13 protein-coding genes (1 of these 13 cut by a window edge) are annotated in these 11403 nt (G+C 47.4%); 6 read left to right on the top strand and 7 right to left on the bottom strand.

Annotated features, from left to right (window positions below; translation table 11 throughout):
• On the bottom strand, window positions 1-34 hold the start of the coding sequence (tyrS, locus tag VC28_RS19125) for a tyrosine--tRNA ligase (RefSeq protein WP_049632041.1). It extends 1274 nt beyond the left edge of the window; 34 of the gene's 1308 nt are visible here — the first part of the coding sequence; its start codon is at window positions 32-34; its stop codon lies beyond the left edge, outside the window.
• Entirely contained in the window at window positions 21-203 is a 183-nt protein-coding gene (locus tag VC28_RS19815) for a hypothetical protein (protein ID WP_156184375.1), read from the bottom strand. The genes tyrS and VC28_RS19815 overlap by 14 nt, the downstream gene beginning before the upstream one ends.
• A gap of 80 nt (window positions 204-283) precedes the next feature.
• On the opposite strand from VC28_RS19815, the gene VC28_RS19120 reads away from it, so the two are divergent.
• Window positions 284-1696 carry a peptidoglycan DD-metalloendopeptidase family protein gene (locus VC28_RS19120; RefSeq protein ID WP_053094240.1) on the top strand — a complete coding sequence of 471 codons (1413 nt, stop codon included), beginning with the start codon at window positions 284-286 and terminating at the stop codon, window positions 1694-1696.
• A 14-nt stretch (window positions 1697-1710) separates the two neighbouring features.
• The gene (locus tag VC28_RS19115) at window positions 1711-2826 is read left to right on the top strand and encodes an anhydro-N-acetylmuramic acid kinase (protein ID WP_049632040.1); all 1116 of its coding nucleotides are present in this window, start codon (window positions 1711-1713) and stop codon (window positions 2824-2826) included.
• Between the two features lie 26 nt (window positions 2827-2852).
• Here VC28_RS19115 and erpA read toward each other — a convergent pair whose 3' ends face one another.
• The 4 genes from erpA to argC all read right to left on the bottom strand — a co-directional run bounded on the left by erpA (window position 2853) and on the right by argC (window position 5576).
• Window positions 2853-3206: an iron-sulfur cluster insertion protein ErpA gene (gene erpA, locus VC28_RS19110; protein ID WP_049632039.1), complete on the bottom strand. Its 354-nt coding sequence runs from the start codon at window positions 3204-3206 to the stop codon at window positions 2853-2855.
• A 70-nt stretch (window positions 3207-3276) separates the two neighbouring features.
• The gene (locus VC28_RS19105; RefSeq protein WP_049632038.1) at window positions 3277-3657 is read right to left on the bottom strand and encodes a bactofilin family protein; all 381 of its coding nucleotides are present in this window, start codon (window positions 3655-3657) and stop codon (window positions 3277-3279) included.
• 26 nt (window positions 3658-3683) lie between these two features.
• The gene (locus tag VC28_RS19100) at window positions 3684-4448 is read right to left on the bottom strand and encodes a DUF6776 family protein (protein ID WP_049632037.1); all 765 of its coding nucleotides are present in this window, start codon (window positions 4446-4448) and stop codon (window positions 3684-3686) included.
• A gap of 66 nt (window positions 4449-4514) precedes the next feature.
• On the bottom strand, window positions 4515-5576 hold the full coding sequence (gene argC / locus VC28_RS19095; RefSeq protein ID WP_049632036.1) for an N-acetyl-gamma-glutamyl-phosphate reductase: 1062 nt from the start codon (window positions 5574-5576) through the stop codon (window positions 4515-4517).
• A gap of 154 nt (window positions 5577-5730) precedes the next feature.
• Between argC and VC28_RS19090 the strand changes: the two genes are divergently transcribed.
• Genes VC28_RS19090 through hemL form a run of 4 tightly spaced genes read left to right on the top strand, consistent with a single transcriptional unit; the run spans window position 5731 to window position 9853 of the window.
• Window positions 5731-7473, top strand: a complete 1743-nt coding sequence (locus VC28_RS19090) for a chloride channel protein (RefSeq protein ID WP_082191632.1) — start codon at window positions 5731-5733, stop codon at window positions 7471-7473.
• A 36-nt stretch (window positions 7474-7509) separates the two neighbouring features.
• On the top strand, window positions 7510-7932 hold the full coding sequence (gene hemJ / locus VC28_RS19085; RefSeq protein ID WP_049632035.1) for a protoporphyrinogen oxidase HemJ: 423 nt from the start codon (window positions 7510-7512) through the stop codon (window positions 7930-7932).
• Window position 7933: 1 nt separating this feature from the next.
• A complete protein-coding gene (gene thiE, locus VC28_RS19080) occupies window positions 7934-8545 on the top strand; it encodes a thiamine phosphate synthase (protein WP_049632034.1) in 612 nt (203 codons plus the stop codon).
• Window positions 8546-8572: 27 nt separating this feature from the next.
• Window positions 8573-9853, top strand: coding sequence for a glutamate-1-semialdehyde 2,1-aminomutase (hemL, locus tag VC28_RS19075; RefSeq protein WP_049632033.1), 1281 nt, complete (start codon window positions 8573-8575; stop codon window positions 9851-9853).
• 46 nt (window positions 9854-9899) lie between these two features.
• On the opposite strand, the gene VC28_RS19070 is transcribed toward hemL, so the two are convergent.
• Window positions 9900-11318, bottom strand: a complete 1419-nt coding sequence (locus tag VC28_RS19070) for a hypothetical protein (RefSeq protein WP_156184374.1) — start codon at window positions 11316-11318, stop codon at window positions 9900-9902.
• Window positions 11319-11403: the final 85 nt, after the last annotated feature.

Genomic DNA, 11403 nt, shown 5'->3' with positions numbered 1-11403 from the left:
ACTCTTGTAGAAAATTTGTGTCAATAGCCGTCATACGCACCAACCACGCCTGTTAATTGTGTTTCGATTTGAGACAAAAAGGCGGCAAAGATACCGTATCTCTCTTCAAATTCAAGGCTAAAGCAAAGACTTATTGCAACAAGATGAAATTTTGGGGTGTTAAGGGCATTTTTTTCTGCTATAAATGCTTTTTCTTGGATCACTTTTCTATATATTTTTTTCGAAATTACGTGATCTGGTCATCTCAAGTGTCTGATATATAAAGAAGTGCGAATATTTACACATGCTTACAATAAAGAATTATTACCACATCGCCCGATCGACACTGTTTCAATATGTACCACGCGAGCACTTCGCAGTGGCCGTCGCTTTATCTTTTGTTTTAGTAATCGTTTTAGCCAGTGAACAACATAGCAATACAGAAACAGCCAGCATACCAAGCAAAAATATTCCAGGTCTCGAAATTCAAGGCATAGATACTCAAGCCACTCCTATAGCAGTTCCTGCAGTAGAAACAATAATCCAGAACGTCGCAGCCCAAACAGACACAAGCAAACCAGCTCAACGCCAACCTGAAATTCCCCAGTGGAAAGAGTTCACCATCCAAAATGGTGACAACCTGTCTATTCTATTCAAGCGTGCCGGTTTAACTGATCGCGCTATTTATGAATTATTTAGTGATGCCAAAGATGCAAAAGACCTTCGCAATATTCGCGCTGGTCAAAAAATGTCATTCTTGGTTGAGAACGGACAACTACAAGGATTGAATTACGTTATCGATAACCTCAATAGCTTGAGTTTCGAGCGTGGCACCAAAGGTTTTACAGGTAAGGAAGTTAATTTAAAGCCGGATGTTAAATACGCATTTCGCCAAGGATCGATTGATAGCTCACTTTACATGGCAGGCAAGCGCGCAGGAATGCCGAGTAATTTAACCATGGAGCTGGCCAATATTTTTGGCTGGGACATCGATTTCGCTCTGGACATTCAAAAAGGCGATAACTTCAAGGTGATGTATGAAGAACAATTCCTTGATGGTAAACGTATTGGCACAGGTAAAATACTTGCAGCAGAGTTCACCAATAACGGAAAAACGTTTAAAGCCGTTCGCTATACATCAAAAGATGGCTCAAGCAATTACTACACTCCAGATGGCCGTGGGATGCATAAAGCGTTTTTGCGCACCCCTATCGAATTTGCCCGCATAAGTTCGCACTTCAGTCTAAACCGCAAACATCCCGTGCTACATATTATTCGCGCACACAAAGGCACTGACTACGCAGCAGTTCGCGGCACCCCCATACGAGCGACAGGCAATGGGAAAATTGCTTTCGCTGGCCGTAAAGGTGGCTATGGCAACTGTATTGTGATCCAACACGGTCAAGGTATTGAAACACTTTACGGTCACATGAACGGTTTTGCTAAAGGAATGAAAACAGGCGCTCGTGTAAGCCAAGGCGATGTTATCGGCTACGTTGGCTCTACTGGATTAGCTTCCGGGCCTCATTTGCACTATGAGTTCCATGTTAATGGGCAAGTGCGTAACCCTGTAACAGTTCCACTGCCGAAATCGATTGGCATAGAAAAATCCGAGTTGGCTCGCTTTAACGAAACCACACGTCCACTTATCGCGAAATTGGATCAATACAAATCATCCAACCGTTTGGCTGTGGCTAAAACTGATAGCAGTAATTAATACAGAAACTCCACATGACACAACGCCAGCTTTATATAGGTTTGATGTCTGGCACCAGCGCTGATGCTATAGATGTCGCATTGGTAGATTTACAATTCTCACCAAAGTTAATTGCCCAGCACAGCCTTCCTCTTCCTTATAAGATACAACAACAGATACATGCACTCTCATTGCCTGATGAAAATGAGATAGATCGCATGTGCGCTTTGGATACTGAACTTGGACAACTATTTGCCCAAGCAAGCCTCGACTTACTCAGCAAGGCCAAAATTGCTAATCACGATGTTGTAGCTATTGGCAGCCACGGCCAAACCATCCGTCATCGGCCGCCAGGCTCAATCCAAGGAACATTTACTTTGCAGATTGGGGATCCCAATCTCATTGCAGAGCTAACAGGAATAACAACGGTGGCAGACTTTCGCCGCAGGGATATGGCCGCTGGAGGGCAAGGAGCTCCACTAGTACCGGCCTTTCATCAGGCCGTATTTAAAAGCCAGAAGCATGACAGGGTTATCCTGAATATTGGAGGGATGGCTAATATCACCTGGCTTCCAGCCGAAGGAAAAACATCCGGCTTTGATACCGGCCCGGGAAATGTCCTGATGGATAACTGGGTGCAAACGCATCTTAATAAATCTTACGATGCAAATGGAGACTGGGCATCAACAGGGAGCGTTAACCCTGAGTTGCTAAACCTTCTATTGTCGGATGCTTTTTTCTCATTGCCTGCCCCTAAAAGCACTGGACGGGAGAATTTCAATCGCACATGGCTAGATAATCATTTGCACATACTGCCATCACAACCTGCAGCTGTGGATGTGCAAGCTACTCTATTAGAGCTAACCGCCACCTCTATTGCCACTAGCATTAACCAACTTTCACCAGCAAAAAAAGAAATTTTCGTTTGTGGCGGAGGTGCTTATAACACTCGCTTAATGCAACGCTTGGCAAATTTATTAACGAATAGCACGGTGATGAGCACCTCTGCGTTAGGTGTTGACCCACAGTGGATAGAAGCAATGGCTTTTGCCTGGCTGGCACAGCAAACTATGCATCGCAAGTCAGGAAACTTGCGCGCGGTGACAGGAGCAAATCGGGAAGTGATTTTGGGCGGAGTTTATTACGCGTAATCCAACGAACATCAATATGGTGAAAATTAGATACTGAAGGACGAGCCGCAGCCGCAGGTGCTGGATGCATTAGGATTTTGGATGACGAATTTGGAGCCTTGTAGCCCTTCCTCATAGTTCACAATAGCGCCAACAAGATACGGATAACTCATCGCATCTACTACGACTTTGACACCATCACGCTCAACAACAGAATCGTCATCAGCCACGGCCTCATCGAAGGTAAAGCCGTACTGGAAACCAGAACAACCCCCTCCTGTAACATAAACACGCAACTTCAGATCCGGATTATCCTCTTCCTCTATCAAACTCCTGACCTTGGCAATCGCACTATCGGTCACGGTGACGACCTGAGGGATATAGACTTCAGCGGTAGACATAAACACTCCGGAAACAACCAAACCCTTGAGGGCGGGATTTATTATCCCTTTACCCTAGTAAAACAGTCAACTATTGCGCCTTAGCTGATATATCCATGGTTCCCGAAGGCTCTTGTTGATTGTTGACCATACTGCCGTTCAACTGGGCCCCCTTGACCATTTCTATAGAATGATAATGCACAGTTCCCGTTACGTTACCTTTGGCCGCCAGTTCCAAATGTTTACTGGAGTAAATATTTCCCACAACCTTACCATTCACAATCACGACAGGCGCACGAATTTCACCTTCAACCAAACCTGTATCAGCGATCACCAACTTTGCATCCTTCTCATCTTCTGCGACGATGTTTCCTGTCACTTTGCCCTCCAGTTGCAGCTCACCACTAAAATACAAATCTCCAATGACTCTGGTTGCGCGTGAAATAAGCGTGTGATTGTTGGAAAACGCCATCAGGAGACTCCTTAACCTTTACTGTTTTATTTGATTTCTGGCCATTCAAGTTCTGCTTTGACAGTCACCGGATTGCGTTTGGCGCTGGACTTTACTGTCAACTCGACCCGATCAGGATCAAACCCTTGGGGCAGCAGGATTTCAGTTTCTATATTCTGGAAAAATTTAAAATTCAGAGGAATTGATTCTGCCAATGGCTCACCGCCCTCTTTGTTGACGGCCAGTGTATGTAATGAAATAACAGCTTCTTTTCCATCACGCAAACCAATGACATCTACACGTAGATTGCCTGAAAACTCATCGTCACCCTCTGCGAGCTTTTGCACCACCAATTTGAATTGGTGTTTGTTATCAGGCAATGCCGCAACCGAGAAAATACCGAAGCTGATTCCCATCGGATTGGCGCTCTTTTTCGATGTGAGAATGCGGTACACCTCAACATCGCGCTGCAATGCAGCTTTTTCTTCACGCAACTCCAATACACGCTTACGTAAATCTTCGCCTGCTTGACGATCAACCTCTGCGTTCAACTGATATTTAGCCAACTCTCGCTTGGAATCACCCAGCTCTTGGGTCAACTTTTCCAATTGCGCGCGAAGTGATTGCGCCTCTTCTGGCGATAACAGTGCATGACTGGTTTTGTGCTGGGCATAATAATAAGTTGCAGCCAAGGCAATCGCGACTAGCAGTGATAACGCCAAGATCACCAAAACATTTTTCAATGGCCGATGAGGCACCACTTTCATGCGATACACCGGCGAACCTTTCACTTTGGCTTTGGATGAATTCATAGCATTTATTATTAGCAGTAATTAGGTGTGACCTTTATGCGGCCACACCCATGATGAGTAGAAGGATCAAGGCAATAGTGCAACAACATCCAGTCCGGCTTTTTCATCAAAGCCAAACATAATGTTCATATTCTGAATGGCTTGGCCGGATGCACCTTTAGTGAGGTTATCGATAACAGATAACACCACAATCGTATCGCGCTGTTGCGGACGCAGAACCGAAATCCGGCAAACGTTAGAGCCCTTAACCGAGCGAGTTTGTGGAAGCTCGCCTGCCGGCAATACATCAACAAAAGGCTCATTGGCGTAACGTTGTTCGTAGAGTTTTTGCAAATCCGGCAAGGTGTTTACATCGAGCGCAGTTGCATACAGGGTAGCGTGTATGCCGCGGATAATCGGCAACAAATGCGGAACAAAGGTTAACGAAACAGGTGCTACGCCTGCTGGTTGGACATCGCGAAGCCCCTGCTCAATTTCAGGTAAATGGCGGTGCCCGGCAACACCATAGGCTTTAAAGCTATCGCTAATTTCCATCAGTAGATTATCGATTTTTGCCTGGCGACCTGCGCCACTTGCGCCACTTGCGGCGTTCGAAATCAAACGAGTTGGGTCAACCAGATTATTTTCGATCAACGGCAAATAGCCCAGCTGGGTCGCTGTTGGATAACAACCAGGGCACGCGACCAATTTCGCAGTGCGAATTTTGTCGCGATTCACTTCTGGCAAACCATAGACCGCCTGTGCAACAAGGCCAGGGGCTCCGTGGGTTTGGTTGTACCACTTTTCCCACAAAGGTACATCGCGGATACGGAAGTCTGCCGACAAATCGATAATGCGCGCCTTGGTATTCATCAGCGCGCCCATCATGTTCTGCGCAACACCGTGGGGAGTGGCGAAAAACACTACATCGCACTCACCCAAAACCGCAACATCGGGCTCGGTGAACGCCAGATCGACGTGGCCGCGCAAGCTGGGGTACATATCGGCAACTTTAGTGCCCGCTTCCGCGCGGGAGGTGATTACCGTCACTTCAACCTGTGGATGTTTGGCCAACAAACGTAAAAGTTCGACGCCTGTATAACCGGTTCCGCCGACGATGGCTGCCTTAATTACCTTAACCCCAGTCACCTCAACCCCCTAACACTCGATAAATTTGTTCAATGTGATCGCACTTATAGCGAATAGCGAAAGACGGCTATCATAAGAGCCTTGTCCATAAATCGAAAGAAAAAGCTGCCCGTCATTCTCATAAACCGGATAAATAGCCGAATAGGAATCCAGCGTGTCGATTGAACCAACATCCACTAACCAACCCACCACACGACTCTCGCTGCGCGCCGAATCACTGCGCGACCAGCTCGCCGGAGCCGATTCACTGCCACTGTTGACTCTACTGGGTTTACTGACTGGGGTTATCGCAGGTGCAGTGATTGTGTTATTCCGCTGGCTAGTTGAAATCCCTCTCGGCTATTTTTTGCCCGATAACTTTGAAAACTTTGAGGGTGTCAGTTCGATAACTCACTTTGTCTTGCCGGTGGCGGGAGCTGTGCTCTTGGGGGTCGTCCTACAATTGGTTGACAAGCGCCATCACGCTACCAGCATCGGTCATGTGATGGACCGCCTGCAAAATCATCAGGGGCGGATGCCGCTGGGCAATGTTATTACGCAATTCTTCGGCGGCGCTACCTGTTTGCTCACCGGGCAATCGGTAGGCCGCGAAGGCCCTGCTGTGCACTTGGGCGCTGGTAGCGGCAGCTTGCTTGGCCAGTGGCTAAAATTGCCTGCCAACACCTTGCGGCCGCTCGCTGGCTGCGGTGTCGCTGCGGCTATCGCAGCCTGCTTTAACACGCCGATGGCCGGCGTTATTTTTGCGATGGAAGTGGTGATACTGGAGTACACCATCGTCGGCTTTATCCCCGTTACACTCGCCGCCGTTGCAGGTGCAACCATGACCAGACTCGCCTTCGGCCCTGAGATCGCCTTTATGAATGCCCAATCTGTCATGGGCGATTTACGTGAATTACCGCTCATGGCTGCCGTCGGTTTGGTGGTCGCGATCTTTGCCGCTGCCTATATCCGCCTTCACGGTGCGAGCTGCCGCTGGGCACTAAACCGCCCCATCGCACTGCGCTTTGCTCTGGCAGGATTATTAACCGGAATATGTGCCCTGTGGATTCCACAGATTATGGGCGTTGGTTATGACACTATCAGCAGCGCTCTTGGTGGCGAGATAGGCTTTGCGCTGTTACTAGCTATTGCCGTCACCAAACTCTTCGCCACGTCTTTCAGTCTTGGTGTTGGAATGCCCGGCGGGGTTGTTGGCCCGCTCCTGTTTATTGGAGCCTGTGTTGGCGGCGCAGTGGGTTGCGCAGCCCAGTGGCTCATGCCCAATTCCGCCAGTGCTATTGGGTTCTATGTGATATTGGGTATGGGGGCGATGATGGGCGCAACACTGAATGCACCTCTTGCATCCATGATGGCCATTCTCGAACTCACCTATAACCCCAATATTATTTTTCCCAGCATGTTGGTGGTGATTGCCGCCTGCCTGACCACGCGCTGGGTCTTTAAATGCGATGGATTATTCCAGCATGTGCTGCGCATACAAGGGAAATTCCGCAGTGCGGAAGCGATGGAACAACTCCTGAGCCGCACGGGTGTGCGTGGCATTATGGATCGCCATTTAGTCGTGAGTGATAACCTCCTCGATGCAAACGCAGCGCAACAATTGCTGAGCCACCACCCGCATTGGATTTTGCTGCGCGAAAGCAGCCAACTGCTGCAACCGGCCGATCTCCACGCGCACTTGCAAGACATCGATGCCAACGACAAGCTCAATCTGCAAGAAATACCGGCGCGCCGTTATGACCTTGCACGTATTCCTGCCGATGCCAATTTGTTTGAAGCACTTGAATTGATGAACCACCAACAGCTGGATGCGCTCTGGGTAGAATCCCTTAACGATACGCACCAGCCCTTGGGTATAATCACACGCAGCAAAATTAACGACTATTACCGTATCTGACGTCTAGCTACGACATCATTTTATTGAGACGCTCACATGCTCTGGATTAAAGCATTTCACATCATCTCCGTTATTAGCTGGATGGCCGCACTATTTTATTTACCGCGTTTATTCGTCTATCACACCATGAGTGAGGATGACATTAGCCGCGAGCGTTTCAAAATAATGGAGCGAAAACTATTGCGCGGTATCGCCAACCCGGCGATGGGCGCTACCTATATTTTTGGTATCTGGATGGTGTGGCTCGGCTGGGGTTATTACTCAACGCAAATGTGGTTCTGGTGCAAGATAGTACTCGTCGTTTTGCTGACAGGTTATCACCATGCATGCATCGCCTATTGGAAACAACTGCGCGATGATCGCTGCACCAAAAGCCATACATTTTTCCGTGTATTTAACGAGCTACCGGTGTTTTTATTGGTTGGCATCGTGATCATGGTCGTCGTAAGGCCGTTTTAATATGACAAGCAAACTCTACGCGATTACCGATTCACAATTACTGCCCGGTGACTCACTGTTCAGTGCGGTAGCAGCTGCATTACAAGGCGGTTGCAAGTGGGTGCAGTACCGCGATAAATCAGCGGATCATGCTCGCCGTTTATTTGAAGCAAAACATTTACTCACGCTTTGCAATCAATGTCAGGCGCAATTATTGATTAACGATGATGTAGAGCTCGCCAAAAACAGTGGCGCGCATGGTGTGCATTTGGGGCAAGACGACACAAACCCCGTAGCAGCACGCCTTATTTTAGGCAGCAGTGCCATTATCGGTGTAACTTGCCACGCTTCACTTGCACTGGCTCAGCAAGCCATTAACGACACCGCCAACTACATTGCCTTTGGCCGTTTTTTTCCATCGAGCACAAAGCCCGATGCGCGCCCTGCGCCTATATCGTTAATCAGCGAGGCGCGCGCGCAATTTGGAAATACACCGATTGTGGCGATTGGCGGCATCACACTGGATAACGGTAAACAACTGCTGGATGCCGGTGCCGATATGCTCGCCGTTTGCCACAGCTTGTTTTCAGCAAGTGACATCACAGAACACGCCAGAAAATTTATTAATCTGTAGATTACATTTTATTGATCAGGATTCATTATGAGCCGCTCCGAAGAACTCTTTTTACAAGCCCAAAAAACAATTCCCGGTGGAGTTAATTCACCGGTGCGCGCATTCAAAGCGGTAGGTGGAACACCCATTTTTTTTGAGAAAGCCCAAGGTGCCTATGTATGGGATGCCGATGGCAAACGCTATATCGATTACGTACAAAGTTGGGGACCAATGGTATTAGGCCATGCGCACCCCGAGGTTATCAACGCAGTGATTGAAGCAGCAAAACATGGATTAAGTTTTGGTGCGCCCACCGAGCGCGAGACAACCCTTGCAGAAAAACTCTGCACATTAATGCCAGGCATGGATATGGTGCGCTTTGTCAGCTCCGGCACTGAAGCCACCATGAGTGCAATCCGCCTCGCACGCGCGTTCACCAAGCGCGACAAAATTATTAAATTCGAAGGCTGCTATCACGGCCATTCCGATTCGCTATTAATTAAAGCAGGCTCAGGCGCACTCACACTCGGTGTCCCCAGTTCACCCGGTGTGCCTGCGGTGTTGGCCGACCATACGCTCACACTCGATTACAACAATGCCGAACAAGTGCGCGAGTGTTTTGCAAAATTGGGTGATCAGATCGCCTGCATTATTGTCGAACCCGTTGTCGGCAATATGAATTGTGTTCCACCGGTTGCCGGATTTTTGGAATGCCTGCGCGAAGTGTGCGATCAATACGGCAGCGTATTAATTTTGGATGAAGTCATGACCGGGTTCCGCGTCAGCCACACAGGCGCGCAAGGTCATTACGGCATCAAGGCCGATATCACTACGCTCGGCAAAGTGATTGGCGGTGGTATGCCCGTCGGCGCTTTCGGCGGCCGTCGCGATATTATGCAAATGATTGCGCCCTCTGGCCCCGTGTATCAGGCGGGAACATTATCCGGAAACCCGGTTGCCATGGCTGCCGGTTTAAAAACGTTAGAGCTGTTGGAACAACCGGATTTTTATAAACACCTGTGCGCGCGCACCACACAATTAGTAGAAGGTTTACAAAAACTCGCCGACGAGGCCGGAATTCCATTCACCACCAACCACGTCGGCAGCATGTTCGGTTTCTTCTTTACCAGCGAGAAAAAAGTCACCAACTTTAAACAAGTGATGGCATGTGATATTCCGCGCTTCAATAAATTTTTCCACGGCATGTTAGAACGAGGAATTTATCTGGCACCCGCTTCGTATGAAGCCGGCTTTATGTCAGCTGCCCACACGGATGAAGATATTAATAAGACGCTGGCAGCAGCAGCAGAGACGTTCAAACAACTTTAATAGATACCCCCCTTTGCTTCTTTGAGCGAAAGGGGGGGGGAATAACTTATTTGATTGCTAGAGGATTAATCATAAGTAGCACATCACCACCCGGTAAGCGGCGACTGATAAATAAGCCTTGTTCACGCTGAAACTTTTCTCTCTCCTGATAACTAGATGCTATCTGGTCACAATCCCAACCTTGTAAATCAGGGCAAACCCTAAATTGTGTATAACCTAATTTTTTCATGACAGGCACCCAATACTGAGGGTGGGAAAATCCTTCCGAGTACAGATTTTTTTTAGCAATATTGCGATCAATCATGCTAAACATTTTTTGTGATTCAGCCATCTCTGCAACAACAAATACGCGCCAGGCCTCTTCCGGTGGAGCAGCAATAACTGACATTATCTGTGTGGTCAGCATCTCAGTATAACTTTTATACCAACTAATCCCCTCATGCCCGACCTTCGCCATGCGAACGGCCAATATAAACATAATGATCATTATTACCAAAAGCGCTTTTCTGGAGGTATATGGCGCTAGAAATAGAGCAACAAATAAACCGATAAAGGCTGTTAATGTAGTTCGATCCTGAATATAAATTCCGACAGGAAGCGTAGATGCGTAAACACCCAAACTGCAAATGATTGCAATTACAGGTAGCCAATATTGCTTCTTTCGTATCGAAACAACAACACTAGCCAGGAGTAGTAACGCCAGGACGCCTTTTTTGAGGAACGACTCCATTTTTTCTGCATGAATGTGTATAGCGCGCTGTATGTTTTCCAGATTTAACAATAGATCGTCAACACTATGCAGATAGTGTGGATTTCTCCAGCTCGCTAGCTGAATAAAATTTCCGGTCAGCGCATAAATCAAGCAATTCGTAACAACGTATGCCATCACGAACGCCAATACCCAGACTAACAATAACCGCCAAAACCGTGAATAGTTCATCCCACTTAAGAATAACAGCGGCATTAAAAAATAAAACGCACTAAACGTTCCCATAAATAAAATGGCAACCACAGGAAAAAAGTATCGCTCTGGCAGTTTTGTTTGCAACATCGGTGAGAGCGCCAATGTAATGAACCCAAAAAGTAAGGTTTCAGGCCACTCAAGTTGAACAGGTAACACAGGGGTAAGCGCACATAAAATGCCAAACGCTGTAGAGAAAAATATGTTCTTGGTTACCCGGTAAGCAACCACAGCAGTAAAAATAATGACGCAAAAATAGCTAATCAATATGGCGAGATCGCTTGGCACAAGTTGCAAAAAGCGAAAAAAAAGATGGTTAATCCAACGTCCCTCATCGGATAATTTATCGTCATAACTACTGACGTAATACATTGAATCATTACGCCAAACATCCACTGTTAAAAGCAAAGAAAGGTTCGACCAAAGCAGAACTGCCATCAACCCAAGTATAAAGATCTCGGGTAGACGCTTAATACACGCATCCCTCATTACAGTAAAATCCATAAGAACACTTACCCTTTAGCAAAAAATTACCCTGAAGATTGGATTCTCCAAGTTATATACGAATTGAAATGCCAGAAACGAGACA

Source organism: Cellvibrio sp. pealriver, from assembly GCF_001183545.1.
GTDB lineage: Bacteria > Pseudomonadota > Gammaproteobacteria > Pseudomonadales > Cellvibrionaceae > Cellvibrio.
The sequence above is the reverse complement of the archived record's forward strand: the minus strand, read 5'-3'. Positions and strand labels throughout refer to the sequence as shown.

Excerpts from the sequence above, each read along its gene's own strand:
- VC28_RS19120 (WP_053094240.1), top strand. The coding sequence starts at position 284 with ATGCTTACAATAAAGAATTATTACCACATCGCCCGATCGACACTGTTT.
- VC28_RS19115 (WP_049632040.1), top strand. The coding sequence starts at position 1,711 with ATGACACAACGCCAGCTTTATATAGGTTTGATGTCTGGCACCAGCGCT.
- erpA (WP_049632039.1), bottom strand. The coding sequence starts at position 3,206 with ATGTCTACCGCTGAAGTCTATATCCCTCAGGTCGTCACCGTGACCGAT.
- VC28_RS19105 (WP_049632038.1), bottom strand. The coding sequence starts at position 3,657 with ATGGCGTTTTCCAACAATCACACGCTTATTTCACGCGCAACCAGAGTC.
- VC28_RS19100 (WP_049632037.1), bottom strand. The coding sequence starts at position 4,448 with ATGAATTCATCCAAAGCCAAAGTGAAAGGTTCGCCGGTGTATCGCATG.
- hemJ (WP_049632035.1), top strand. The coding sequence starts at position 7,510 with ATGCTCTGGATTAAAGCATTTCACATCATCTCCGTTATTAGCTGGATG.
- thiE (WP_049632034.1), top strand. The coding sequence starts at position 7,934 with ATGACAAGCAAACTCTACGCGATTACCGATTCACAATTACTGCCCGGT.
- hemL (WP_049632033.1), top strand. The coding sequence starts at position 8,573 with ATGAGCCGCTCCGAAGAACTCTTTTTACAAGCCCAAAAAACAATTCCC.
- VC28_RS19070 (WP_156184374.1), bottom strand. The coding sequence starts at position 11,318 with ATGGATTTTACTGTAATGAGGGATGCGTGTATTAAGCGTCTACCCGAG.